Genomic DNA, 25,956 nt, shown 5'->3' on the forward strand with positions numbered 1-25,956 from the left:
ATCCCATCCCGAACTCGGCCGTGAAACCCCTCTGCGCCAATGGTACTTTGTCTTAAGGCACGGGAGAGTAGGTCACCGCCAGGTCCGCTCGTAACAGGTAACAACACTTCACGAAATCCAAAACCGAACGCCGCCCCATAAAGGCGGCGTTACCGTTTGGGGGAAAACAACCCCCTCTGACGCGGGGTGGAGCAGCCCGGTAGCTCGTCAGGCTCATAACCTGAAGGTCACAGGTTCAAATCCTGTCCCCGCATCCATAAACCCCTGAAGGACAATGTCTTTCAGGGGTTTTTGCTGTCCGCTTCAAATGACCTGCTCCCTGGAAATGTGCCCGGTGTAAAGTAGAGTCCTTCCCATGCGAGGAGGGCTGTCAGATGAAGAAGAGCCGTTTCAGCGCAGAGCAGATCATCGGGATCCTGCGGGAGCAGGAGGCTGGGCATAAGACGGCGGAGATTTTTGCGTATATGACTCAGCCATGCCCTGCGTGAATTCCCGAGACGGGCCCCGTCCGCGGGGCCTGTCTCCCTGCCCCTTCAGCGCTTAATCCAGCGCGAAGACCATGGCCTTCAGATACTGGGTTTCCGGCAGCAGCGGATGCACCGGATGGTCGGGACCGGCGCCGGCAAAGCGCAGGATGCGGCCCTGGCGGCCGGCCTCGCCCAGGCCGCGCGCCACCTCCTGGTGGAACAAGGGCGGTTCCATGTTGTGGGAGCAGGATGCCACCAGCAACATGCCGCCCGGTGCCACCAGCCGCGCGGCGGCCTTGGTCATGCGGCGATAGGCGCGGCTGCCCACGGCCAGATCCTTGCGGGATTTCACAAAGGCCGGCGGGTCGGCGATCACCACCTCGAACGTACGGCCCTCCGTCACCCACTGATCCATCAGGTTGAAGGCATCGCCCTTGGCCGTGTCCACCCGGTCGGCCACGCCATTGGCCTCTGCCGCCTTGGCCGCGATGGACAGCGACAGGGCCGAGCGGTCGACCAGGGTGACATGGGACGCACCGCGCTTGGCCGCCAGCACGCCGAACCCGCCGGCATAGGTATAGAAATCGACGACCGACTTGCCCTTGCACAGGTTGGCGATGAAGGCGCGGTTGTCGCGCTGGTCAAAGAACCAGCCGGTCTTCTGGCCTTCCGACAGGTCGGCGAAGAAGGTGGCGCCGTTTTCTTCCAGCGGGATCAGCCCCTCGATGCTGCCCTTGGCGACGCGCACCTCCTCCGGCAGACCTTCATAGGTGCGGGCGGCACTGTCATTGCGCAGCACGATGGCGCGCGGGTTCAGCACCTCGTCCAGGGCTGCCAGGATCATCGGGATGCGGCGATCCATGGCCACCGTATTGGCCTGCACCACCACCACATCGCCATAGCGGTCGATGATCAGCGCCGGCAGCCCGTCGCTTTCGGCATGGATCAGGCGATAGAAGGGCCGGTCGAACAGCCGGTCACGGATTTCCACGGCGCGGCGGATGCGGTTCACGAAGAAGCCGGTATCAACCACCGTGGCGGCATCGCGCGACAGAAAGCGTGAGGCGATCAGCGTATGCGGGTTGAAGGTGGCAATGCCCAGCGTCGTACCGCCGGCATCGGTGACACGCACGATGGAACCGGCCGGCAGCGCCTTGGTCGCCTTGTCCATATCCACTTCGTTGGAATAGACCCAGGGATGGCCATGCTGGGCGCGCTTGTGCCGGCCCGCCTGCAGGCGGATCACCGGCAGGGCGGCAGGTTTGGCAACAGGGGTGGTGTCGGGGGCCGTCGCGGCAGCATTCTCAGTCATGGGGCGGAAAATACAATGCCGCCCCAGTCCCGCCAAGGGCGGCACCCGTTCAGGCATTGCGCGTCAGACCAGCACGCGGCACAGGCGCAGATCTTCCCGATGATGGCCATGGCTGATGGCGCGTTCCAGGGCACGTGAGGGGGCCGCCGGCCCATCGGCCTGCGGCAGGTGCAGATGCACGGCCCCGCAAGCCCGGTCCAGCGCCTCCCGGTCCATGTCGGCCAGCAGCAGGTCGATCGCCACTTCCGGTTCGAACAGGTCCATCGCCAGGAACATGTCCACCTGCAGCACGGTGCCGTGCTTGGGACTCGGCATCGCCTGGAAGGCATAAAGCCCGTGGATATAGCCATGATCCACCTGGGCCACGCGGATGCCGCCATCGGTCGCCGCGATCATGCGTGCGGCATAATCGCGCCATTCCTCCCGGCTGATGCCGGATTTCCCCGCCTGGATCAGCGGATAGACCTGATCGATGCGGCGCCGGTCCAGGGGCGTAACGGTGAAACGGTCGGACATCATGGGGGTCGAATTCTTCGTCTGGAGGAACGGGACAGCCACCGCCCCTGACGTAACCTGATGCCAGACCCGACCTGAAAAAGCTTTGATCCAGGTCAAGGCAGGGCCATGATACGTAAGTATATCTGTTCACGGCTGAACGGTTGTGGAATCGTTTCAATTGGTGGCAATATGGTCCACCAGACCACGGCGGTTGAACAGCAGGCCGCGGCCCGGATTGGAAGCGTTATCATCGCTGACCCGGGGCTGCGCAGCCTGCGTTGTTCATTGGGTTGCCGGGGTATATCAGGATGGGGGGTGGCTTTATGGAACCAGCGACGGGTGCGCACGCGGCATTGGCCCTAATCCCTGCCAACAATGCGGCAGGTACGGATATCAACCCCTGTAGCGCCTGCCCGGTGCGCTCGCTTTCCGTCTGCTCCGCGCTGGAGCAGGAGGAATTGCGGCGCCTGGCCGAAATCCTGGTTAATATGAAGGTTGAACCCGGCCACACCATGTTCTCGGAAGGGGACAAGGCCGACATGCTGTTCAACGTCACGTCGGGCACGATGAAGCTGTACAAGCTGCTGCCCGACGGGCGGCGGCAGATCACCGGTTTCCTGCTGGCCGGGGATTTCATGGGCCTGTCGGTCAATGACACCTATGCCTATTCGGCCGAAGCGGTGACCCAGGCCACGCTTTGCCGCTTCCCGCGCCGCCGGCTGGAGGCGCTGCTGGAAGATTATCCCAAGATGCAGCGCCGCCTGTTCGCCATGGCCTCGAACGAGCTGGCTGCCGCGCAGGATCAGATGCTGCTGCTGGGCCGCAAGAATGCCAAGGAGCGAATCGCCTCCTTCCTGCTGCTGCTCTCCCAGCGCGCGGTGCGGCGTGGCTTCAAGGACAATCCGGTGCATGTACCGATGAGCCGTTCGGATATAGCCGACTATCTCGGCTTGACGACGGAAACCGTCAGCCGCACCTTTACCCAATTGAAGACCAGCCGCGTCATCGCCCTGATGGAAGGCGGCAAGGTCAAGATCAATGACCGCGACGCGTTGCAGGATCTGGCCGACGGCGCGGCCTGATCGGGAGCAGGGGCAATGGCTGGCATCAATGGACTTGGCAGCAGTTTGACCAGCGCGCTTTCCGGCGCGCTGGCGCAGACGCAGCGCCTGTCCAATTCGGCCGGCAATGTCGCCAATGCCCGCAGCACCGGGGCCATTCCCGGTGCCGATGGCACGGTGCCGGCGGGCAAGAATGCGGCCTATGCCCCCAGCGCCACCGATACGGTGGCGGCCGATGGCGGTGGCACGCGGGCCGTGTCCCGCCCCGTCACCCCCGCCTATATCCCGGAATATCAGCCGGACAGCCCGCAGGCCGACGGCAATGGCTTGGTCGCCGCGCCCAATGTGGACCCGGTGACCGAAACCACCAGTCAGATCAGCGCCCTGTCCGCCTATAAGGCCAATCTGGCCGTCATCCGCACCCAGGATGATATGCAGCGCGAAGCCATCAACACGCTGGCGTGATGCCCGCCTGTCTTACGATGGTTCACTGCTGGAGCCGGGCCGGCTTTTGGTGATGGCGCGCGACAGCAGCACCACCGGGATGATGCCGACCAGCACGATGATCAGGGCGGCGGTGCTGGCCTCCCCCAGCCGTTCATCACTGGCCAGCGTATAGACGCGCACGGCCAGCGTGTCGAAATTGAACGGCCGCACGATCATGGTGGCTGGCAATTCCTTCATCACATCGACAAAGACCAGCAGGCCCGCCGTCAGCAGGCTGCCCTTCATGATGGGCATATGCACGCGGGCCAGCGTGCCGCCCGGCGTGCGGCCCAGCACGCGGGCGGCCTGATCCAGGCTGGGGCGGATCTTGCCCAGGCTGGCCTCCACCGTGTTGAAGGACACGGCCAGGAAGCGCACCAGATAGGCATAGATCAGCGCCGTCACCGTGCCGGAGAGCAGCAGCCCGGTGGACAGGCCGAACTGGGCGCGCATGAAGCCATCCAGCGCATTATCCAGTCGTGCCGCCGGGATCAGGATGCCGACCGCGATCACCGATCCGGGCACGGCATAGCCCATGGCGGCCACCCGTGCCGCCCCCTTCAGCCAGGGCGTGGGCTGCAGCCGCAGCCCATAGGCCATCAGGCTGGCCAGACCCACCGCCAGCAAGGCGGTGATGCCGGCCAGCGTAAAGGAATTGCCCGCCAGATTCATGAAACTGGGGCCGAACAGGGAATCCCCCTCTGTCACCGCCATCCGGGTCAGCACCATCAGCGGAATGATGAAACCCAGTGCCAACGGCAGCAGGCAGGCCAGCAGCGCCAGGCCCCCGCGCAGACCGCGCAGCCGGTAACTGGGCAGGGCCCGGTACCGCCCGGTGGAATGGAAATAGCGTGCCCGGCCCCGGCTGTAGCGTTCCATCACCACCAGCGCCATGACGAACAGCATCAGCACAGAGGCCAGCTGGGCTGCGGCCACCGGTTCGCCCAGGGCGAACCAAGTGCGGTAGATGCCGGTGGTGAAGGTATCGACGGCGAAATATTGCATGGTGCCGAAATCGGCCAGCACTTCCATCATCGACAAGGCAAGGCCAGCGGCGATGGCGGGGCGGGCCAGCGGCAGCGCGACACGGGCAAAGCTGCGCCACGGCCCCGCCCCCAGCGTGCGCGCCACCTCCAGCACACAGACCGACTGTTCCAGAAAAGCGGCACGGGCCAGCAGATAGACATAGGGGTACAGCACAAAGGACAGCACCGCCACCGCCCCGCCCAGGGAACGGATATTGGGGAACCAGTAATCATGCCGGGTCCAGCCGAACAGATCGCGCAGGGCCGTCTGCACCGGGCCGATGAACTGCAGCAGGTCGGTATAGACATAGGCCATAACATAGGCCGGCATGGCCATGGGCAGCAGTAGCGCCCATTCCAGCCAGCGCTGGCCGGGAAAACGGCACATGGTGACCAGCCAGGCCGTGCCCACCCCGATCACCAGCACCCCACCGGCCGTGCCCAGCGCCAGGGTCAGCGTGTTAGCCAGATAGGTTCCCAGCACCGTGCCGGCCAGATGTTCCCACACGCCATGGCTGGGCAGGAAGACGCGGCTGCCGACAATCAGCACCGGCAGGGCCACCAGCAGGGCGATCAGGCTCAGCGTGACGGCCCAGCCGGATGGCAGGCGTAGCAGGGGCAGACGGGCGGCGGCGGGACGGGGCAGGGATTGGTCGCTCATGCCCCCCTTGTCCCACTCTTGCGAACCGGTCGCAATGGCTTTTGGGGGGACGATCTCGCTTTGCGTCCGTTCGGTCGCCCCCTTACCCCTCCACCGCCTCCGCCAGCACCTCACACAGGTTCACCAGCATCCCCGCCGTGGCCCCCCAGATATAGCGCTCGCCATAGGGGAAGGCCCAGAAATGGCGGATGGTGCCCTTGAACTCCCGCCCCTCCCGCTTGCGGTTGGCCGGGTTCAGGATGAAGGAGAGCGGCACCTCGAACACCGTATCCACCTCATAGGGATCGGGGTTCAGGATGAAGGGCGGGCGTACCAGCCCCACCACCGGCACCACGCGATAACCGGTGCGGGTGATATAGGTGTCCAGATTGCCCAGCAGCTCAATATGGTGGCGGGGCAGGCCGATCTCCTCCTCCGTCTCCCGCAGGGCGGTGGCCTGGGGATCTTCATCCTCCGGCTCCACCCCGCCGCCGGGAAAGCTGATCTGGCCGGCATGGCTGGCCAGATGGGCGGTGCGCTGGGTGAACAGGATGGTAAAACCATCCGGCCGGTCGACCAGCGGCACCAGCACGGCAGCCTCGCGCAGTTCCCCCGGAATCAACAGGCCGGGATTGCCATCGCCATCGCCGCGCACATCAATCAGGCGTGATGGTTGATGCCGGCGGCGCTGGAACACCGACCGGATGTCATTTTCGCCGATGCTCAGCCCTCCGGCATCGGCCCCAGTGGAAAGAACTCCCCCTTGCTCCATAACCCGATTTCGACCCCGCGCTCTGTCTCAACCGTTTCGGCCCGTTCGACCAGCTCATAGAAGACCGCACGGTTGATGCGTGCTTCCAAGGGCGTCGTCTCAGGCCCACGGATCAGGATATAGGGGTTCGGCTCCCCTGTCGCGGGGTCCGTTGACACCCGGATGGGATGATCCTTTCCGGCAGTCACCTCCTCATCCAGATTGGTGCGGAAAACCAGTGTCTGATCACGGCCCTGGCCGGTGGCCTCCACCGCCACTGCGACAAAGGGCGCATCCTCCACCAGGATGCGCCCGCGCTCCGCCGGGGTGATCAGCCAGAAATCACCGGCCTCATCCCGCCGCAGCACGGTGGAAAACAGTTTCACCATCGCTGGGCGGCCGATGGGGCTGCCGTGATAGTACCAGGTGCCGTCACGGGCGATGCGGATATCATAGGCCTCATCTTCCGCACTGGGGCCCTTGCGGGCACCAGCCAGCAGGCCGGCGGCCTGATCGGCAGAAACGGGGGACTTTGCCTTATTCTGCTTGCTTTCCGGCATGGCGGCATCAAACCATGTGGTAGAGGATGGGCAGGCGATGGCCTGCCCTATTGATAACATAGTCGTGACGGCTTGGTTCTGGTACCCACTGCACTTAAGTGGATTAAAGGGCCGCCGGCCTGCCGCCCCATTTCCGGTTTCAAGGGAAGATGATGGTAGACACCCTGGATTTCAGCCGTTCGACCGACCCCCAGACCCTGTTGCGGGAGGTGGAGGCGCTGGGCGTGAAGCTGGCGGCGGCGCGGGACGCCATCGGCCGGGTGATCTATGGCCAGCAGCAGGCGATTGACCTGTCGCTGGTCACGCTGCTGGCCGGCGGGCACCTGCTGTTGATCGGCGTGCCGGGCCTGGCCAAGACACGGCTGGTGGAAACGCTGGGCACGGTGATGGGGCTGGATGAACGCCGCATCCAATGCACGCCCGACCTGATGCCGGCCGATATTCTGGGCTCCGAAGTGCTGGAGGAAGGGCAGGATGGCCGGCGTTCCTTCCGCTTCATCCCCGGCCCGGTCTTCAGCCAGTTGCTGATGGCCGATGAAATCAACCGCGCCAGCCCGCGCACCCAGTCGGCCCTGCTGCAGGCGATGCAGGAAGGGCGCGTCTCCGTGGCTGGGCATTACCACCCGCTGCCCCGCCCCTTCCATGTGCTGGCCACCCAGAACCCGCTGGAACAGGAAGGGACATACCCGCTGCCCGAGGCGCAGCTGGACCGGTTCCTGATTCAGGTGGATGTGGATTACCCGGACCGTGAGGCCGAACGCCGCATGATGATCGCCACCACCGGTGCCGATACCGCCACTGCCCCCACCGTGCTGACCCCGACGGACCTGATGGCGGCGCAGGCCCTGGTGCGCCGCATCCCGGTGGGCGACAGCGTGGTCGATGGCATTCTGGACATGGTGCGCAATGCCCGCCCGGCGGATAGCAGCCTGGCCGCCGTGCGCCAGCATGTGGCCTGGGGCCCTGGCCCCCGCGCCTCGCAATCCCTGATGCTGGCCGCCCGCGCCCGTGCCTTGCTGGAGGGGCGGCTGACGCCCTCGCTGGATGATGTGGTGGAACTGGCGGGGCCGGTGCTGCGCCACCGCATGGCGCTGAATTTCTCCGCCCGTGCCGACGGGGTGACGCTGGACGATGTGATCGGCCAGCTTTGCGCGCCTCTGCGCTGACGGTGGTTTCCATGGCCCCCCGCCTGCCCCATGATCCCAGCGCCCAGGCGCTGCGTGCGCAACACCGGGCCGAGGATCTGGCGCTGGCCCTGCCGCCCCTGCTGGTGGCCGCCGAACGGGTGGCAGCCAGCGTGGCCCAGGGGGCGCATGGCCGCCGCCGCGTCGGCACGGGTGAGACCTTCTGGCAATTCCGCCGCTATCAGCCGGGCGATGCGCTGACGCGGGTGGATTGGCGGCAATCCGCCAAGACCGCCCATATTTTCGTGCGGGAGAATGAGTGGGAGGCGGCGCAGACCGTCTGGCTGTGGCGCGATGACAGCCCGTCCATGCATTGGCGTTCCACCAAGGCCCTGCCCACCAAGCGGGAACGGGCCGACCTGCTGGCGCTCGCCCTGTCGGTGCTGCTGGTGCGCGGCGGGGAACGGGTTTCGCTGGCCGGCAGCGATGTGCCGGCCTCTGCTGCGCGCAGCATCACGCCCCGGCTGGCCTTGTGGCTGACGGGGCAGAGCGCGTACCATCAGGGCAGCGGCCTGCCGCCCGATGAACCTTTGCCGCGCCATGCCCGCGCCGTGCTGATCGGCGATCTGCTGGCCCCGCTGGACCCGGTGCGGGCAGCCGTTTCGCGGCTGGCCGGGCGGGGTGTGCGTGGCCATCTGGTGCAGGTGCTGGACCCGGCGGAAGAAACCCTGCCCTTTGACGGGCGGGTGGAATTCCGCGGCCTGGAAGGCGAAGGTCGCCTGCTGGTGCCCAATGTGCAGGCCGTGCGCGAGGCCTATCGCGAAAAGCTGGCGGCCCAGCGCGACGGGCTGGCCGCCATTGCCCGGGCCGCCGGCTGGACGCTGACCCTGCACCGTACCGACAAGCCGCCGCAGACGGCCCTGTTGTCGCTCTGGTCGTCGCTGTCGGCGGCGACGGGGCTGGATTGAACCCATGCTGAGTTTCGGAACGCTCGCCTTTGCCGCCCCCTGGCTGCTGGTTCTGCTGGCGGGCTTGCCGCTGCTGTACTGGCTGCTGCGCGTCACCCCGCCCAACCCGCGGTCGGTCAGCTTCCCGGCCCTGCGCCTGCTGCTGGACCTGTCCGCGCGGGAGGAAACGCCGGCGCGCACACCGCTCTGGCTGCTGATCCTGCGGCTGGTGCTGGCGGCGCTGGTGATCCTGGCGCTGGCCCGCCCGCTGCTGAACCCTGCCGCTGATCTGCCGGGCGGCGGGCCATTATTGCTGGTGGTGGATGATGGCTGGGCGGCGGCGCGCGACTGGCCGGCGCGGCAACAGGGCATGGAACGATTGCTGGCCCAGGCCGACCGCCAGGGCCGCAGCGTGGCGATCCTGACCACCGCCCAAGCCGCCAATGGCGATGCCCCTGCCCTGCGCGGGCCGATGGCGGTGGGCGATGCCCGCGCGCTGGCCCAATCGCTGCGGCCCAGCCCCTGGGCCACCGACCGCGCGGCCGCCACCAAGGCGCTGGATGCATTCCGCCCCGATGGGTCGCCCTATATCGCTTATCTCAGCGATGGCATTGCCGCATCGGGTAATGATACGGCCACGGCGGGGCTGATCGCCCGGCTGCGCCAGTTTGGTGCCATGTCGGTGCTGGCGGATGGGGCCGAACGCCCGGCCCTGCTGCTGCGCCCGCCGCAGGATGATGGCACCGGGCTGGTGGTGACGGTGGAACGCTCCCAGGCCGACCTGCCGCAACCGGCCCTGCTGCGCGCGCTGGGCGAGGATGGGCGTCTGCTGGGCAGCTTTGATATCGTGCTGGCAGCAGGCGAACTGCGCCGCCAAGTGAAGCTGGATCTGCCCACCGAACTGCGCAACCAGCTTTCCAGCCTGCGGCTGGAGGGCCAGGAAACGGCGGGGGCCGTGGTGCTGCTGGATGAACGCTGGCGCCGCCGCCCGGTGGGGCTGGTGTCGGGCAATGCGGCGGGGGAAACGCCGCTGCTCTCCGATCTCTATTATCTGGACAAGGCGCTGTCTCCCTTTGCGGAGGTGCGGCGCGGCGATATTGGCAAGCTGCTGGACCGCGATCTGGCGGTGTTGATCCTGGCCGATGTCGGTAACCTGTCAGAGGCCGAATCGGCCCGGCTGGACGCCTGGATGCAGCAAGGCGGCGTGCTGCTGCGCTTTGCCGGCCCACGTCTGGCGCAAAATGCCGACCGGCTGGTGCCCGTCTTCCTGCGCGCTGGCGACCGCGCCCTTGGGGGGGCCCTGTCGTGGGAGGAGCCGGCGCGGCTGGCCCCCTTTGCGGAAGACAGCCCCTTTGCCGGCCTGCCCGTGCCCGATGATGTGACGGTGAAGCGCCAGGTGCTGGCCGAGCCCTCCGTCGATCTGGCCGGGCGCACCTGGGCTCGGCTGGCCGATGGCACGCCGCTGGTGACGGGGGAACGCAAGGGCCGGGGGGCGCTGGTGCTGGTGCATACCAGTGCCGGGCCGGAATGGTCCAATCTGGCGCTGTCCGGTCTTTATGTCGATATGCTGCGCCGGCTGGTGGCACTGTCGGCCGGGGTGGCCGGTGGGGAACAGGTGGGCACCCTGCCGCCGCGGCAGATGCTGGATGGTTTCGGCCATCTGACCCCGCCGCCGGCCACCGCCTTCCCCATTGCTGCCAAGGCGCTGGCGGCGGCGCCTGCGGGTGGCTTGCCCGGCCCGGCCCATCCGCCCGGTTTTTATGGCACCGCCGATGCCCGGCAGGTGTTGAACCTGTCGCCCGCCGTGCCGGCGCTGACCGCCATCGACCCGCTGCTGGCGGGGCTGCCGCGCACGCTGTACGCTGGCGGGGGTGAGAGAGATTTGATGCCGACCCTGCTGACCCTGGCGCTGATCCTGGGCCTGATCGACCTGCTGGCCGGCCTGTGGCTGCGCGGGCTGCTGCGGCCCCCGTCCAGCCTGCGCCGCGCCGCCCCGCTGGCCTTGCTGCTGCTGGGCGTGTCGCTGGCGCTGCCGGTGCCGCCGGCGGATGCCCAGCCGTCCGTTCGTCCCGCCAGCACCCCGGATGAAAAGGCGGTACAGGCCGCCAATGCCAATTGGCTGGCCTATGTCCGCACCGGTGACAATCTGGTGGATAATACCAGCCGCGCCGGGCTGGAAGGGCTGGCCCGCGCGCTGGATGAGCGCACGGCGATTGAGGTGGCGGGGGCCATGCCGCTCGACCTGGAAACGGATGAGCTGGCCTTCTACACCCTGATCTATTGGCCGCTGACCGACGGGCAGACCAGCCTGTCCGACCCGGTGCGGGAAAAGCTGAACCGTTATATGCGCCAGGGCGGCATGGTGCTGGTGGATACGCGCGCCGGCAATGGTGGCAATGGCGCCGGGCCGGGTGGCCCGGCGCTGGAAGCCCTGCTGAAGGGGCTGGATATCCCGCCGCTGGCCCCGGTGGGGCCGGAGCATGTGCTGACCCGCGCCTTTTATTTGCTGAATGATTTTCCGGGCCGCTATGCCGGTGGGGAACTCTGGGCGGAGGCGCAGGAAGACCAGATGAATGACGGGGTGTCCGGCATCATCATCGGTGCCAATGACTGGGCATCGGCCTGGGCGGTGGATGAAGGCGGGCGACCGCTGAACGCCATGGCCTCGGGTTCCGAACGGCAGCGGGAAATGGCCATCCGCACCGGCATCAATTTCGTGATGTATGCCATGACCGGCAATTACAAGGCCGATCAGGTGCATGTGCCGGCGATCCTGGAAAGGCTGGGGCAATGAACGGCACCGCCATCGCGCTTGATCCGCTGATCCCGCTGGGCCTGCTGCTGGCCCTGGCCACCATCGCCCTGATCCTGTCCGCCTATGCGCTGTGGCGGCGGGCGCGGGGGGCCTGGTTGCGGCTGGGCGGTTTCGCCATCATCCTGCTGGCCCTGCTGAACCCCGCCTGGGTGGAGGAAAAGCGGGAGCCGATCAAGGATGTCGCCGTCATCGTGCTGGACCAGTCGCCCAGCCAGAAGATCGGCGACCGCATGGCGCGCGGGGAAAAGGCCCTGGCAGACTTACAGCAGCGCCTGGAACGCTATAGCGACCTGGATGTGCGCGTGGTGCGCAGCCAGTCCGCCGATGGGCCGGACGGGGCCGCCGTGGATGAAACCAGGCTGATGGAGGCGATGACCCGCGCCGTGGCCGATGTGCCGCGCCGCCGCATCGCCGGGGCCGTGCTGATCACCGACGGGCAGGTGCATGATGTGGCCACATCCCTGCCGGGGCTGGCCGGCTTCGGCCCCGTGCATACGCTGCTGACGGGGCAGAAGGATGAAGGCGACCGCCGCCTGACCATCGTGCAGGCCCCCAGCTTCGGCATTGTCGGCAAGGATGTTTCCGTCACCATCCGGGTGGATGATCTGCCGGGCGGCGGTGACGGGGCGGCCACCGTGCAGTTGCGCCGCGATGGGCAGCCGACAGAGGAACTGACCGTGCCGGTGGGGCAGGAGGTGTCGCTGACCCTGCCGCTGTCGCATGGCGGGGTGAATGTCTTTGAACTGACGGTGGCGGCGGGGCCGCAGGAACTGACCCTGGCCAATAACAAGGCGGCCATCGTGGTGAACGGCGTGCGCGACCGGCTGCGCGTGCTGCTGGTCTCCGGTGAGCCCCATGCCGGGGAGCGCACCTGGCGTAACCTGCTGAAGGCCGATCCCTCGGTCGATCTGGTGCATTTCACCATTCTGCGCCCGCCGGAAAAGAATGATGGCACCCCCATCCGCGAATTGTCGCTGATCGCCTTCCCGATCCGCGAGCTGTTTGAGATGAAGCTGTCGGAATTCGACCTGATCATCTTCGACCGCTATAAAAAGCGCGGTGTGATCAACAACATGTATCTGGCGAATATCGCCGAATATGTGGAAAAGGGCGGGGCCTTCCTGGAAGCCAGCGGCCCGACCTTTGCGACACCATTGTCGCTCTATCGTTCGCCGCTGGGCACCGTGCTGCCGGGGGAACCGACGGGGCAGGTGATTGAAAAACCCTTCACGCCCAGCGTCACCGACCTGGGCCGCCGCCATCCGGTGACGGCCGGGCTGACCGATGCGGCGGACGGGGTGGGGCAGTGGGGCCGCTGGTTCCGCCAGATCGACGTGACCGCCGACCGGGGGTCGACGGTGATGGCCGGGGCCGATGGCCGCCCGCTGCTGATCCTGGACCGGGTGGGGCAGGGGCGGGTGGCGCAGCTGGCGTCGGATCAGATCTGGCTCTGGTCACGCGGTTATGAAGGCGGCGGGCCCCAGGCCGAGTTGCTGCGCCGGCTGGCCCATTGGCTGATGAAAGAGCCGGAGCTGGAAGAAAACGACCTGCGCACCGCCGTGGATGGCAGCCGTATCACCATCACCCGCCGTTCGCTGGAACCGGACACGCGACCGGTGCGCGTCACCTCGCCTTCCGATGTGGAGCGAGAGGTTGAGATGCGCGAGACCGGTGACGGGCTGGCCAGTGGCAGCCTGGCCGCCACGGAACCCGGCATCTGGCGGGTGACGGATGGGGAGCGCACGGCGCTGGCCGTGGTTGGCACCCTGAATCCACCCGAACTGGCCGATATGCGCAGCACCACGGAAAAGCTGGCCCCGGTGGCCAAGGCCACGGGCGGCGGTTTCTTCTGGCTGGCGCCTGATGGCGGGGCGGGAGAAATCCCCAGCGTGCGCCGCACCCGGCCCGACCGCGATCAGGCCGGATCGGGCTGGCTGGGCCTGCGCGCCAATGGGGATTATACGGTGACCGGCGTCACCCAGGTGCCGCTGCTGCCCGGCCTGCTGGTGCTGGCCGGCGTGCTGGGCCTGCTGCTGGCGGCGTGGCGGCGCGAAGGGCGGGGCGGCTAAGCCGCTTGTCCGATGGTTAAAGCAAAGGCCCGGTGGCTGGCTGCCACCGGGCCTTTTGCGTTCAACCGACCTGCTTATTCCGCCTTCAGCACACCGCGTTCCAACTGGTCGCGTTCGATGCTCTCAAACAGGGCGCGGAAATTGCCCTCACCAAAGCCGTCATCGCCCTTGCGCTGGATGATCTCAAAGAAGATCGGGCCGATCACCGTGGCGGTGAAGATCTGCAACAGCAGCCCGCCACCCGGCGCGCCATCCAGCAGGATGCCGCGCTGGCGCAATTCTTCCGTCGGCTGGCCATGGCCGGGCAGTCGTTCTGCCAGCATGTCGTAATAGGCGGCCGGCGGCGGGGTCATGAACGTGATGCCGTTCGCCTTCAGCGCATCATAGGTCTTGATGATATCGTCGGTGGCCAGGGCGATATGCTGGATGCCTTCGCCCTTATATTCACGCAGATATTCCTCGATCTGGTCGACGCGGCCTTCCACGCCGGCACTTTCATTGATCGGGATGCGGATCTTGCCGCAGGGTGCGGTCAGCGCCCGGCTTTTCAGGCCGGTCAGCTTGCCTTCGATGTCGAAATAGCGAATCTGCTGGAAATTGAAGAGCTTGTTGTAGAAATCGAACCAATGGTCCATGCGGCCGCGATGGACATTGTGGGTCAGGTGGTCCACCAGCGTCAGGCCACAGCCGGTGGGGTGCTGTTCGGCCCCCTCTACCGGCACGAAGTCGATATCATAGATCGATGCCGGGCTTTGATACCGGTCCACCAGATAGATCAGGCTGCCGCCGATGCCTTCGATAGCGGGGATGTTCAGCTCCATCGGGCCGATGGCGCCCTTCACCTCCCGCGCGCCCAGTTCCAGGGCGCGGCGATGGGCGAAGGCGGCATCCTTGACCCGGAAAGCCATGGCGCAGGCGCTGGGCCCATGGGCGCGGGCAAATTGCTGGGCCAGGCTTTCCGGCTCCCCATTGACGATGAAATTGATATCGCCCTGGCGGAACAGGCTGACCTTCTTGGACCGGTGGGTGGCCACCTTGGTGAAGCCCAGCGTAACGAACAGCGCCTCCAGCGCCGCGACATCGGGGGCGGTATATTCCACAAACTCAAACCCGTCGGTGCCCATGGGGTTGTCCCACAGGTTACCCACCAGCTTGCCATTCTCCACCCGCGCATTCATGCCGCCATCCACCATCGCCGCCTCCCCTATCTGGTTCGCTCCTGGAATTGTTTCAGATGATACGATAAGTCGCGGGGCATGTCCTTGCGAAGTGTGGGCGGAAAGGCGCATTCTGCGGTGACAAATTGCGCGAAAACTTTCAAATGGGGCGGAAGATGAAGGAAAGCGGATTAGACGCGGCAGATATTCGCATACTTGCTGCGTTGCAGCGCAATGGCCGGCTTTCCAATGTCGATCTGGCCGAACAGGTGGGCCTGTCCCCCAGCCCCTGCCTGCGCCGGGTGCGCGATCTGGAGGAAAAGGGCTTCATCCAGGGCTATACCGCCATCCTGGACCGGCGGAAGCTGGGCATGGGGGTGGTGGCCTTTGTGGAGGTGAAGATCGACCAGAATGCCGAAGGGGACGCCGATTTCCGGCGCGGCATCCTGCTGCTGCCGGAGGTGGTGTCCTGCTTCGTGATGACGGGGACGATGGATTACCTGCTGCAGGTGGTGGTGGAGGATCTGGACGCGTTCGCCGATCTCTCCATGCGCAAGCTTTTGTCGATCAAGGGGGTGAAGGAGGTGAAATCCAGCTTCGTGCTGGACGTGGTGAAGCATTCCACCAACCTGCCCCTGCCGCGCCCCGGTGTGGGGTGAAAGCTGGGTTAAGGGTATTAACTATCAATAGGTTAAATTGATCGCGGTATCGCCGCATGTTGCGGCAAATGCCTTCCGTTGACACCAAAGCGACGCAAGCAAAAATCACCCAAAACAAAACCGCCCGCCTCCGGTGATGGAAGGCGGGCGGTTCCATGACAAGTGAACAGCCCCCCGCCAGCCGGCGGGGGGTAAGTCAACAGATCACAGATCCTTGGCGATCTTGTTCAGGCGCAGGCGCAGCGCGTTCAGCTTGATGAAGCCTTCGGCGTCCTTCTGGTTATAGACGCTGTCGGCCTCAAACGTCACATAATCCAGCCGGTACAGGCTGTTGGGGCTCTGGCGGCCGACAACGCGGGCGCTGCCCTTGAACAGCTTCAGCCGGACCACGCCATTGACGCGTTCCTGCGTCTTGTCGATCAGGGCCTGCAGGGCTTCGCGTTCCGGGCTGAACCAGAAGCCGTTATAGATCAGCTTGGCATAGCGGGGCATCACCTCGTCCTTCAGGTGCATGGCCTCGCGGTCCAGGGTGATGCTTTCCATGCCGCGATGGGCGATGGACAGCAGGGTGCCGCCCGGCGTCTCATACACGCCACGGGACTTCATGCCGACAAAGCGGTTTTCCACCAGATCCAGGCGGCCGATGCCATGCTTGCCGGCCAGACGGTTCAGTTCCGTCAACAGGTTGGCCGGCGACAGCTTCACGCCATTCACGGCGACGGCATCGCCCTTCACATATTCGATCTCGACATATTCCGCTTCATCCGGGGCCTTTTCCGGGGCCACGGTGCGGGTGAACATGTCCTCGTCCGGTTCCACCCACGGGTTTTCCAGCGCCTTGCCTTCATAGGAAATGTGCAGCAGGTTGGCGTCGGTGGAATAGGGGGCCTCGCCGCGCTTGTCCTTGGCGATGGGAATCTGGTGCTTTTCGGCAAATTCCAGCAGCTGGGTGCGGCTGTTCAGATCCCATTCGCGCCAGGGCGCGATCACGGTCACATCCGGCTTCAGGGCGTAATAGCCCAGCTCAAACCGGACCTGATCATTGCCCTTGCCGGTGGCGCCGTGGGACACGGCATCGGCACCGACCTGATTGGCGATTTCAATCTGGCGCTTGGCGATCAGCGGGCGGGCGATGGAGGTGCCCAGCAGATAGGTGCCTTCATACAGCGTGTTGGCCCGGAACATCGGGAACACGAAATCCCGCACGAATTCTTCGCGCAGATCGTCGATGAAGATGTTTTCCGGCTTCACGCCCAGCAGCTCGGCCTTCTTGCGGGCAGGCTCCAGCTCCTCCCCCTGGCCGAGATCGGCGGTGAAGGTGACCACCTCGCAACGGTAGGTCTCCTGCAGCCATTTCAGGATCACCGAGGTATCGAGGCCGCCGGAATAGGCGAGCACGACTTTCTTCACGCCGCTCTTCATGGGAAATATCCGCCACGGTTTTATGTTGAACCGGGCACGGACGTTAGCGACAGCCCGGCCCGCTGTCCAGTTCCGCCCCTTGGCCACAGGGTACTTGCAACCCAGCTTTTCCAAAAGGGCTGGCGAGGCGGCGGCTTCGTGCTACCAAGAAGCCAATCTCGACTCGATATAATGACGACCTGGGGAGTGATGGTTGATGAGCGGTGGCGCGAAGATCGTGATTGCCTGCCTGCTGGCCTTACTGGTGCTGGCCGTGGCCACGGGTGTGCTGGCCTGGGGGCAGGTGGATGACGGGCAGCCGATCAGCCTGCATGGCATCATCGCCCTGGTGCTGGGCGGCCTGGGCTCCCTGGTGGTGGGGGGCGGGCTGATGGCCCTGGTCTTCTTCTCCAACCGTTCCGGCCATGATCAGGCGGTGCATGAGGAGACGCGGCGCGCCATGGGGGAAAAACCCGATACAAACGATTATATCTCCAAGACGTGATTTATCACAGCCCGCGCCTGCCCCATATTGGTATGGACAAAAAGAGGTACCTCCCTGGCTTAACCATCTTATTTGAGAAAAGGTCCGGCCCCGCCCCATGGCCCTGATCAGCAAAGCCTTACAGCTTATCGACGAAGAACAGCGGTCGCCGCTGTACCGCTATGGCTTCGCGGTCATCAGCGTGGTGATTGCCACGCTGTTGCGGCATTGGGCAGACCCGTTCATGCCGGCGGGCTATCCATTCCTGACCTATTTCCCCACGGTCATCCTCACCGCCCTGGTGGCGGGCCTGTGGCCGGGGATTGCTGCCTCCCTTCTCTCCGGGCTGGCCGCTTGGTATTTCTTCATGCCGCCCTTCCGGGCCTTCACCCTGGACGGACCCAACGCTTTTGCCTTGGGCTTCTTCTTCCTGGTGGTGGCCATTGATATCGCCATCATCCATCTGATCCGGCTGGCCCTGGCCCAGCTGCGGCGCGAACGGGAGCGGGCGCTGCGGGCGGAGGAGACGGCCCTGGACCATGCCCGCCAGCGGGAGGTGCTGTTTGCCGAGCTGCAGCACCGTGTCTCCAACAATCTGCAGCTTGTCTCTGCCCTGCTGGCCCTGCAACGGGCGGACATCACGGATGAGGGCGCGCGGCGGGTGCTGGCCGATGCGGCGGCCCGGCTGGCCCTGATCGGCCGCATCCACCGCCGCCTGCATGATCCCAACAGCAGCCAGAGCGATCTCCCCCTGTTCCTGCGTGAACTGGCCGACGATCTGCTGGCCGCCGCCGGGGTGGAGGGCGTGAATTGTCAGGTCAGCGCGCCGTCGCTGCCGCTTTTGTCGGAAAAGATGGTGCCGCTGGCCCTGATCGTGGCCGAACTGGTCAGCAATGCCATGGAACATGGCTTCAAGGGATGCGATGGCGGCCGGATTGATCTGGTGGTGACGCCGGCAGAGGGCGACCGGCTCTGCCTGATTATCAGCGATGATGGCGTCGGCCTGCCGCCCAGCTTCGATCTGGCCCACACGCAGAGCCTGGGGCTGCGGCTGGTGAAATTGCTGGCCCAGCAGATCGACGCCCGGTTTGAAATGCGCAGCGGGCGGGGCACGGAAGCCCGGCTGGTGTTTAATCCGGGTTGAGGGGTTATCCCCGCCATTGCCCCCGGCGCTGCAGCACATCGCGCAACAGGGTGGGACGGTCACTGATCAGCCCGTCCACCCCGATATCCAGCAGATATTCCATCTCCGCCGCCTCATCCACCGTCCAGACATGCACGGGCAGCCCGTGGCGATGGGCGTTGCGGATAAAGGCGGGGGTAACGATGGGCAGGCCATGATGGCGGCGGGGTACCTGCAGGCAGTCACTGCCCGGCCGCCCCAACGGCAGGCCATGCGCGCCGAACCAGATGCGCGCCACCTGGGCCGGGCCGGCGCTGGAACAGAGGTCCGGCCCCAGCGCCCGCCGCAGCCGGGCCAGCCGCGCCCCGGAAAAGGAACCGACGCAGACCCGACCCAGTGCGCCATGCCGGCGCAGCATGTCGGGCAAAGCCAGGGCAGCCCGGTCGCTCTTGGGATCGATGTTCAGGTGCAGGTCCGGCCAGCGTTCCAGCACCTCTTCCAGCAGGGGGATCGGTTCCTGCCCGGCAATGCGGGCCTGGGCGATGGCGGACCAGGGCAGTGCATCCACCCGGCCTTTTCCGTCGGTCAACCGGTCCAGCACCTCATCATGGAAAACGATCAGCCTGCCATCTTCGGTCAATTGCACATCGGTTTCGATATAGCGGAAGCCCAGATCGATGGCGCGGGCAAAGGCGGCAAGGCTGTTTTCCGGCGCTTCCAGCCCGCCGCCGCGATGCGCAAAGGCAATAGGGCCGTCATGATCCAGATAGGGATGTCGCCCGGCCTGCCGCATCGGTATCAACCCACCGGCGGCTTCTGGTCCAGCCGGGGCCAGCGGGACAGGGCCATATACCACAGGCCCGCCGTCAGCAGCGGAAACCAGAGGAAGACCACCAGGGCCCAGAGCGGGTTGCGCCCGATCTTGCCCAGCGCAATCCCGGCCATGCAGATGGTCCAGGTGATGGACAGCACCACGATCAGCGTGGCCAGCCAGCCGGGCAGAAACAGGAACAGTTCCACACTGTCGCCAAAAACCGGCATGGCTCATTTCCCCTTCTGGGCGGCAGCGGCGTCGCGGGCGCGGCGCAGCCTTTCACGCGGATGCAGCTTTTCCGGCCGTGGCGGCAGGGTGGGCCAGGGCTTGAAGGCTAGCAGGCTGGTGAAAATGGGCCAGCCCAGCACCGGCAGCGCCAGCCAGATCACCCAGCCGCGCGGCAGCCCGGCCCGGCCCAGCAGCCGGATTGCCGGCCAGACGGCCAACGCCGCCAGCCCGAAATGCACCAGCAGCGTCCATTGCCATCCGTTCACACCGACCCCGCCTGCTTTCATTCAATATCCGGTTGGGGACATAGCATGTCTGCCGGGCGCGTCAACCGGGCATAAAAAAGCCCGGCCTTCAGAAAGGCCGGGCGAAGGGAGAAATCCGGTGCGGCTGTCGCAAGACCACCCCGGATTCCAGCAGAGCTTTTTCAGAAGCGAACGCGCGCACCGGTCATGACAGCCAAGGCGTCGTAATAGGAGACGTTGGGCCGGTCATACTGATGGTTGCGCACACCGGCATAAAGGTCGGTGGACAGGGCATCGATCACCTGCACCACATAGGCGCCATAGGCTTTGCCCTTGGCACCGCGCACGGCGAAATCATCCTGGGTGAAATAATCCACCGAGAAGGCGGTATTGCCCAGATCGTTCAGCTTGGCGAGATAACCCACCTTGCCGTACCAGAAATTGGTGTCGAACCCGGCCTTCTGTTCCCGTGTGCCGGCGGCGAAGGTCACGTTGAAGCCGTTTTCCAGCCGGGCGGAGACGGAGCCGTTATACTGGTTGCCGAAATCGAAGCCGGCGACATCGCGGCTGTCGGAATTGGCATAGGCGACGGCGCCGGCCACCGTGGTGGTGCCGATCTTGCCATTATAGCGCAGCGCCGCATCCATCGCCCCACCCTGGGTGACGCTGGTGGAACCGACAAAGCCGCCGGCGAAGGTGGGGGTGTCATAGCGCACGCGGTCTTCGCGGTGCAGGCCGTCCAGATCGTTGAACAGGCTGTTGACGGTGCCGACGGTGGCCTTGGTCCCCTTGGCGCGGATGCCGATACCGCCGAAGGTGGCGCCGACATCGGCATAACCGCCCAGATTGGCCGTGCCGGACAGATCGATTTCCGACGTGATGTTGGAAGCGGTATCGCCCTGGCCCACCCACAGGCGGCCGAAGCGGGTGCTTTCAATGAATAATTCCAGCTTGCGTTCACTGAAGGCGAAGGCGCCGCTGTCGGTGTAAAGCCCGGTGGAACGGCTGTTGGCGGAAATCGCCTCCAGCTCGATATCGGTGCCGGCACTCCATTCATCATTCAGCTTCGCCACGCCGGTGAAGCGGATACGGGTGGAAGCGCCGTTATTGTCGGAGAAGATGAAATCGTTGGCCACGCCATCATCGGCATAGGTCACCATGCGGTTGACCCAGCCGGTCAGCGTCAGCTTCAGCTTGCTGTTGCCGGACTGCACGATCTGCGGCGCCTTGAAGGCGCTGGCGGAGACCAGCGGCACATCCTTGGGCGCTGCGGGGGCAGCGCTGGCCGAACCGGCACCAGCAGCAGGAGCGGCGGCAGGGGCGGCCTTTTCCAGCTTTTCAATGCGGGACAGCAATTCCTTCACCTGGGCCTTCAGCGCGTCCACCTCCCCGGTTTGCTGGGCAAAGGCGGGGGAAGCGGCCGACATGGCCACCAGGGCAGCACCAGCAAACAAAGCTTTGGTGGCAGCAGACTTCAACTTCATCGTGTATCCTCCCAGGATGTTGCCCTATCTGAGCACTTCGTTTCTTACAGCAAAATGACAGTAATGTTACATGTCACAAGCATGAGATTTGTTGATTTGCCCCTTTGCAAATCACTGTGACATCACCGCAACAGAGCCGCCATTGTGCGATATATCGGGAAAATGGCTGGAGAGAGCGTTTGAATTTTTGATTATGAGATCCAGCAATGATTATTTTGAAATATCTTTAACAGTTCGATAACCCCGACCTTTGGCGGGGGCGGGGAGACAAGGGAAGGATACAAAAAAAGCATACAAAAAGGGGTGCCACAGCGGGCACCCCTTGATCGGAAAGCGACGCGTAAAAGGGTGCGATGTCCGGGCCTATGGCCGCCGCACCGGGGCGAACAGCCGATCTCCAGGCGCTGTCTCAGCCGGGTCCAGCGCCGGCAGGGCCTGCACCTTGGCGAACAGGGCCGTCAGATCGCCCGCCGTGGCGTCGAACAGCTGGTCATAGCTGTCGAGCACGAAATAGGTCTGTTGATAATCATCAATACGATAACGGGTGCGCATCACCCGTTCCAGGTTGAAACCCACCCGGTGCGGCTGCGGGCTGTCCAGGCAATAGCGGGTTTCCCCGTGGGAGGAAAGCATCCCCGCCCCATAGGCACGCAGGCCCTGGGATGTATTGATCAGGCCGAATTCCACCATGTACCAGTAAAGCCTTGCCAGCGGTTCCAGCCCCCCGGCGGCAATGGCCAGTGCCCCGTGCCGGCCATAGGCCTGCAGGTAATCGGCGAAAACCGGATGGGTCAGCAGCGGTACATGGCCGAAAAAATCATGGAACACATCCGGTTCCACCAGATAATCCATCTCCGCCGGCTGACGCAGCCAGTTGGTGACGGGAAAGCGCCGGTTGGCCAGATGGTCGAAGAACTCCTTCTCCGGGATCAGGCCCGGCACGGCCAGCAGCCGCCAGCCGGTGGCCCGGTCCAGCAGGTCGGAGGTGCGGCGGAAATCGGGAATGGCATCGCGCGCATCCAGCCGGGCCAGCCCGGCGGTGAATTCCGGCGCGGCATAATCGGCCAGCAGGGCCGCCTGCCGGTCATAGAGCGCCCGCCACAGCGCATGGTCGGCGGCGCTGTAATGGTCCCAGCCCTGATCGATGCTGTAATCATCCGCCACCTGGCGGTAATCGCCGCGCAGGCGGCTGGCGGTCTTGCCGCTGGCGGCCACGGCGCTGGCAAAGTCGGTTTCGTCGCGCATGGGTTCCTCCCTTGCCCCCTCTCTGTCGGTTGGGGCCTTTGCGCAATTTTACCGCTGCCGGGCGGGCATTTCCTTGCGGATGGGGGTGTATCGATATGGCATAGGGCAATATCGGCACCGATTCATTGCCCGCCCGCGCCATTTCCTGCCAAGCGCCTGTACCAAGGGGCGTGGAGCATACAGCCGCCCGGCGCAGGCTCAGCCCCGCCGTCCCTCGATCCAGCCATCCACCACCTGTTCCAGCACGCCCAGCGGCACCGAGCCATTGGCCAGGATCGTATCGTGGAAGCCCCGGATATCGAAGGCGTGGCCCAGCTCCTTCTTCGCCTTTTCGCGCAATTCCAGCAATTTACGCAGGCCCAGATAATAGGCGCAGGCCTGACCGGGATAGACGATGTAGCGATCCACCTCCCGCGCAGCCACCTCGGCGGTAAAGGCGGAATTGCTGGTGAAATAATCGATGGCCTGCTGGCGCGACCATTTCTTCACATGGATGCCGGTATCCAGCACCAGCCGGATGGCCCGCCAGAGTTCGAAGCTGAGGCGTCCGAAATCGGCATAGGCATCTTCGTAAAAGCCCAGCTCTTTGGGCAGCCGCTCCGAATAAAGCCCCCAGCCTTCCACATAGGCCGTGTGGGTCTGGTGGCGGCGGAATTCCGGCAGGCCAGTCATTTCCTGCGCCAGGGCCATCTGCATATGGTGGCCGGGCAGCCCTTCATGGAAGGCCAGCACCTCCATCTGCCAGATCGGCATTTCCTTCATGTTGGAGAGGTTGACGTAATAGATGCCGGGGCGGGAGCCGTCACTGGCCGGCGGGGAATAGCGGGCAATGGTCTCGCTGCCCTCCCGGTACAGCTCAAACCGCCGCACCTCCAGGGGCGCCTTGGGCTTCAGGGTGAACTGGCCCTCCAGCACCCCTTTCACCTTGTCCAGAATCAAGCGCGCGCCGGCCAGATAGCCGGCGCGGCCATCTTCATCATTGGGAAAATAGAACTGGGGATCGCTGCGCAGGAACTGGTTGAAGGCGATCAGATCGCCACTGAAGCCGGCGCGCGTCTTCACCGCCACCATCTCTTCCTGCAGGCGCCGCACCTCCTGCAGGCCCAGCGCATGGACCATTTCCGGTTCCAGGTCCAGGGTCGTATGGCGTTTCAGGCACCAGCGGTAATAATCCGGCCCCTGTGGCAGCTTCCACACCCCGTCCCGGTCATCGGCCTGTTCCAGCTGATGGGTCAGTGCCGCCGACAGCCGCGTCCAGGCCGGTGTGAAACCTTCCCGCAATGCCTGGGTGGCGGCGGCGACCAGCGTTTCCTGTTCTGCCGGGGGCAGGCTGGTGCGCCCCAGCCGGTTGCGGAAGCCGGACAACAGCCCCGAGTCGACGTCACTTTCCGGCTCGAACGGGCGGCCGATCAGCACATTGCGCACGGCCTGCAGGCTTTTCTCCACCGAAAAGCGCGGTGGGATGATGCCCTGTGCCGCCCGCCGCTCCAGCGTGCTGATCAGCTGATCCACCGGCTGGGCGATGCCGCGCACCCGCCCGATCCAGGCCTGGGCATCGGCCGCATCGCGCAGCGGGTGATAGGTGGAAAGAAGATCAATGATCTCCCCATGGCGGCCATTGAAATGGTCGGCCGCATAGCTGTTGCCGCGCCAGCGCGCCTCACCCAGCCTTTCCTCGGCCTGATATTCCCACAGAAGCTTATTCAGCCGCCCGGCGGGGGACAGGCTGGCAACGGGGAAATCCCGCCGCAGCTGGGCCAGATTCTCGGCCAGCCTGGCATCCTCGGCCGCCAGGGCTGCCTCTGACAGATCATCCCAACCGCTCTGATCACCGGGCAGACCCAGCCAGGTCCGCAATTCCGGGGAACGGTCGGCCTGGGCGGCAAAGGTCTCGGCAAAAAACCGGTTCAGCGCCGCATCGCCCCCGGCACCGGCCGCCTGCCCCGGCATCCCGCCCAGCAGCCCCCAGCCCAGCAAAGCACCACCGGCCGATATCAGGGCCCGCCGCCCGATTACAGGCGGTGCGGCGGGGTGTTGCGGGCGGTGAGGCGGGTTCATGCGCGACGTCCCTTGCAGCCAACATCCCGGACAGCCAGCGCCCGGCCGCCCGGCACAAACTTTAGGCACGGGGACAGCGGCGCGGCAAGTCGCACATTGGCAAAGCTTCACTCCAGCGGGCATTCGCAATGCCCCTTGGGGGCCGGCGACTGCCGGTCCGCGCCGCGTGGCGCGCAAGCAAAGGCGACAGATGCCGCCGTCTCATCGGTCGAAAATTTTGACCGATGGTATGAAACCCCCCGACAGCCATGATCCATGGCTGTCGGGGTGATCGCGTCCTGCCCCCGCCTGGGGTTTCAATTATGGCAATTCAAGGTGCTGTCCATCTGTGCGGTGCAATGGCCCCATCACCCGCGCTCATGGCTGATGTGATGTGACGCACATCGAACACCGTTCACACCCGGCTATACCAATCACACCACACGGCGCCACGGCGATCGATTAATCATCGGGCCGGCGACGTGAATGGAAGACCAAAGAAGAAGGTGGTCCTGATCTGCGTGTTGATTTCACGCCACAGGCAGACTCTGCCTTCAGGGAACCTTGAGGAGATGAAAATGTCGCGTTTTGCTTATGCTGTGCTTGGTGGTGTTGCCCTGATGACCGTTGCAGCGGCCCCGTCCTTTGCCCAGTCCCCCTTTGACGGCCCCTATGTCGGCGTCTATACGGGCTATACCAACAGCAGCGACACCACCCGCGCCCCCGGTGCCAAGGCCGATCTGAACCTGGATGGCTGGACCTATGGTGGCTTTTTCGGTTACGGCAAGACCTTCAATCGCTTCTATGTCGGTGGTGAAGGCGAACTGGGCGGCCTGGAACTGAGCGACAAGACCAAGCTGGTCGGCGGTCGCGTCACCGGCCTGGATGGTAACGAGACCTATGGCATCTCTGCCCGCGCCGGCTATCTGGTGACCAATGACGCCTTGATTTACGGCCGCGTTGGCTGGCAGCGCACCAATTACGAGGTGACGTCTGCCTTGGCCGGCAGCAGCTTCAGCAAGAGCGATACCCTGAACGGGGTGCGCGTTGGTGGCGGTGTGGAATATGCGGTGACCGATAATATTCTGGCCCGTCTGGAATATAACTACACCGACTACAAGGCTTTGAAGTATACCGCTGGTGGCACTGCCTACAGCCTGCAGCCGGATGACAGCCAGATCCGCGTGGGCGTGGCATATCGCTTCTGATGTTTCCAGGAACAGGGATGCGGGCGTTTCCGCCCGTATCCAGTTCTCCTCGAATGGTGTGATCCGGCCCTCCCTCTCCCCCATTGGGGCCGGTCCCCCCCTCCAGTCACACCATT

Annotated in this window: 23 protein-coding genes and 1 tRNA gene; 11 read left to right on the forward strand and 13 right to left on the reverse strand. The window is 65.0% G+C overall.

The window, feature by feature from the left end:
• Nucleotides 1–180 precede the first annotated feature (180 nt).
• A tRNA-Met gene (locus PCJ49_RS19455) sits at nucleotides 181–257 on the forward strand.
• Nucleotides 258–540: 283 nt separating this feature from the next.
• Here the strand turns inward: PCJ49_RS19455 and PCJ49_RS19460 are convergent.
• The gene (locus tag PCJ49_RS19460) at nucleotides 541–1,779 is read right to left on the reverse strand and encodes a class I SAM-dependent rRNA methyltransferase (protein WP_089290624.1); all 1,239 of its coding nucleotides are present in this window, start codon (nucleotides 1,777–1,779) and stop codon (nucleotides 541–543) included.
• Between the two features lie 63 nt (nucleotides 1,780–1,842).
• Nucleotides 1,843–2,298: a hypothetical protein gene (locus PCJ49_RS19465; RefSeq protein ID WP_269912398.1), complete on the reverse strand. Its 456-nt coding sequence runs from the start codon at nucleotides 2,296–2,298 to the stop codon at nucleotides 1,843–1,845.
• Nucleotides 2,299–2,693: 395 nt separating this feature from the next.
• On the opposite strand from PCJ49_RS19465, the gene PCJ49_RS19470 reads away from it, so the two are divergent.
• A complete protein-coding gene (locus PCJ49_RS19470; protein WP_269912570.1) occupies nucleotides 2,694–3,359 on the forward strand; it encodes a helix-turn-helix domain-containing protein in 666 nt (221 codons plus the stop codon).
• 15 nt (nucleotides 3,360–3,374) lie between these two features.
• Nucleotides 3,375–3,803, forward strand: a complete 429-nt coding sequence (locus PCJ49_RS19475) for a flagellar basal body rod C-terminal domain-containing protein (RefSeq protein WP_269912399.1) — start codon at nucleotides 3,375–3,377, stop codon at nucleotides 3,801–3,803.
• Nucleotides 3,804–3,815: 12 nt separating this feature from the next.
• On the opposite strand, the gene PCJ49_RS19480 is transcribed toward PCJ49_RS19475, so the two are convergent.
• The 3 genes from PCJ49_RS19480 to PCJ49_RS19490 form a co-directional block, all read right to left on the reverse strand.
• Entirely contained in the window at nucleotides 3,816–5,510 is a 1,695-nt protein-coding gene (locus PCJ49_RS19480) for an iron ABC transporter permease (protein WP_269912400.1), read from the reverse strand.
• An 82-nt stretch (nucleotides 5,511–5,592) separates the two neighbouring features.
• Nucleotides 5,593–6,186, reverse strand: coding sequence for a CoA pyrophosphatase (locus tag PCJ49_RS19485; RefSeq protein ID WP_269912401.1), 594 nt, complete (start codon nucleotides 6,184–6,186; stop codon nucleotides 5,593–5,595).
• 26 nt (nucleotides 6,187–6,212) lie between these two features.
• Entirely contained in the window at nucleotides 6,213–6,800 is a 588-nt protein-coding gene (locus tag PCJ49_RS19490) for a DUF1285 domain-containing protein (RefSeq protein ID WP_269912402.1), read from the reverse strand.
• A 149-nt stretch (nucleotides 6,801–6,949) separates the two neighbouring features.
• Here PCJ49_RS19490 and PCJ49_RS19495 point away from each other — a divergent pair, with 149 nt between their 5' ends.
• From PCJ49_RS19495 to PCJ49_RS19510, 4 genes are read left to right on the forward strand one after another with little or no spacing between them, the layout of a single operon-like run.
• Nucleotides 6,950–7,966 carry a MoxR family ATPase gene (locus PCJ49_RS19495; RefSeq protein ID WP_269912403.1) on the forward strand — a complete coding sequence of 339 codons (1,017 nt, stop codon included), beginning with the start codon at nucleotides 6,950–6,952 and terminating at the stop codon, nucleotides 7,964–7,966.
• A gap of 11 nt (nucleotides 7,967–7,977) precedes the next feature.
• Nucleotides 7,978–8,892, forward strand: coding sequence for a DUF58 domain-containing protein (locus tag PCJ49_RS19500; protein ID WP_269912404.1), 915 nt, complete (start codon nucleotides 7,978–7,980; stop codon nucleotides 8,890–8,892).
• A 4-nt stretch (nucleotides 8,893–8,896) separates the two neighbouring features.
• On the forward strand, nucleotides 8,897–11,665 hold the full coding sequence (locus PCJ49_RS19505; protein WP_269912405.1) for a DUF4159 domain-containing protein: 2,769 nt from the start codon (nucleotides 8,897–8,899) through the stop codon (nucleotides 11,663–11,665).
• Entirely contained in the window at nucleotides 11,662–13,755 is a 2,094-nt protein-coding gene (locus PCJ49_RS19510; RefSeq protein WP_269912406.1) for a hypothetical protein, read from the forward strand. Before PCJ49_RS19505 ends, PCJ49_RS19510 begins: the two co-directional genes overlap by 4 nt.
• 74 nt (nucleotides 13,756–13,829) lie before the next feature.
• Here PCJ49_RS19510 and hppD read toward each other — a convergent pair whose 3' ends face one another.
• The gene (hppD, locus tag PCJ49_RS19515) at nucleotides 13,830–14,948 is read right to left on the reverse strand and encodes a 4-hydroxyphenylpyruvate dioxygenase (RefSeq protein ID WP_269912407.1); all 1,119 of its coding nucleotides are present in this window, start codon (nucleotides 14,946–14,948) and stop codon (nucleotides 13,830–13,832) included.
• Between the two features lie 140 nt (nucleotides 14,949–15,088).
• Between hppD and PCJ49_RS19520 the strand changes: the two genes are divergently transcribed.
• Nucleotides 15,089–15,571, forward strand: coding sequence for an Lrp/AsnC family transcriptional regulator (locus PCJ49_RS19520; RefSeq protein WP_089290253.1), 483 nt, complete (start codon nucleotides 15,089–15,091; stop codon nucleotides 15,569–15,571).
• 204 nt (nucleotides 15,572–15,775) lie between these two features.
• Here the strand turns inward: PCJ49_RS19520 and PCJ49_RS19525 are convergent, their stop codons facing one another.
• Entirely contained in the window at nucleotides 15,776–16,993 is a 1,218-nt protein-coding gene (locus PCJ49_RS19525) for an argininosuccinate synthase (protein WP_269912408.1), read from the reverse strand.
• Between the two features lie 196 nt (nucleotides 16,994–17,189).
• On the opposite strand from PCJ49_RS19525, the gene PCJ49_RS19530 reads away from it, so the two are divergent.
• Both PCJ49_RS19530 and PCJ49_RS19535 read left to right on the forward strand, forming a co-directional pair.
• On the forward strand, nucleotides 17,190–17,477 hold the full coding sequence (locus PCJ49_RS19530; RefSeq protein WP_269912409.1) for a hypothetical protein: 288 nt from the start codon (nucleotides 17,190–17,192) through the stop codon (nucleotides 17,475–17,477).
• 97 nt (nucleotides 17,478–17,574) lie between these two features.
• Nucleotides 17,575–18,600 (forward strand): DUF4118 domain-containing protein, encoded by a 1,026-nt coding sequence (locus PCJ49_RS19535; RefSeq protein WP_269912410.1) that lies wholly within the window; start codon nucleotides 17,575–17,577, stop codon nucleotides 18,598–18,600.
• Between the two features lie 4 nt (nucleotides 18,601–18,604).
• Here PCJ49_RS19535 and PCJ49_RS19540 read toward each other — a convergent pair whose 3' ends face one another.
• The 6 genes from PCJ49_RS19540 to PCJ49_RS19565 form a co-directional block, all read right to left on the reverse strand.
• A complete protein-coding gene (locus PCJ49_RS19540) occupies nucleotides 18,605–19,372 on the reverse strand; it encodes a glycerophosphodiester phosphodiesterase (protein ID WP_269912411.1) in 768 nt (255 codons plus the stop codon).
• A gap of 5 nt (nucleotides 19,373–19,377) precedes the next feature.
• Nucleotides 19,378–19,620: a hypothetical protein gene (locus PCJ49_RS19545; protein WP_269912412.1), complete on the reverse strand. Its 243-nt coding sequence runs from the start codon at nucleotides 19,618–19,620 to the stop codon at nucleotides 19,378–19,380.
• 3 nt (nucleotides 19,621–19,623) lie between these two features.
• Nucleotides 19,624–19,908, reverse strand: a complete 285-nt coding sequence (locus PCJ49_RS19550) for a hypothetical protein (protein WP_269912413.1) — start codon at nucleotides 19,906–19,908, stop codon at nucleotides 19,624–19,626.
• Nucleotides 19,909–20,048: 140 nt separating this feature from the next.
• On the reverse strand, nucleotides 20,049–21,350 hold the full coding sequence (locus PCJ49_RS19555; RefSeq protein WP_269912414.1) for a hypothetical protein: 1,302 nt from the start codon (nucleotides 21,348–21,350) through the stop codon (nucleotides 20,049–20,051).
• Between the two features lie 363 nt (nucleotides 21,351–21,713).
• Nucleotides 21,714–22,595 carry a phenylalanine 4-monooxygenase gene (gene phhA, locus PCJ49_RS19560; RefSeq protein WP_089288824.1) on the reverse strand — a complete coding sequence of 294 codons (882 nt, stop codon included), beginning with the start codon at nucleotides 22,593–22,595 and terminating at the stop codon, nucleotides 21,714–21,716.
• Between the two features lie 198 nt (nucleotides 22,596–22,793).
• Nucleotides 22,794–24,653, reverse strand: a complete 1,860-nt coding sequence (locus tag PCJ49_RS19565; protein WP_269912415.1) for a DUF885 domain-containing protein — start codon at nucleotides 24,651–24,653, stop codon at nucleotides 22,794–22,796.
• 557 nt (nucleotides 24,654–25,210) lie between these two features.
• Here PCJ49_RS19565 and PCJ49_RS19570 point away from each other — a divergent pair.
• On the forward strand, nucleotides 25,211–25,840 hold the full coding sequence (locus tag PCJ49_RS19570) for an outer membrane beta-barrel protein (protein WP_269912416.1): 630 nt from the start codon (nucleotides 25,211–25,213) through the stop codon (nucleotides 25,838–25,840).
• Nucleotides 25,841–25,956: the final 116 nt, after the last annotated feature.

This window comes from Niveispirillum sp. BGYR6, assembly GCF_027568365.1.
In the GTDB taxonomy this organism is placed as follows: domain Bacteria; phylum Pseudomonadota; class Alphaproteobacteria; order Azospirillales; family Azospirillaceae; genus Niveispirillum.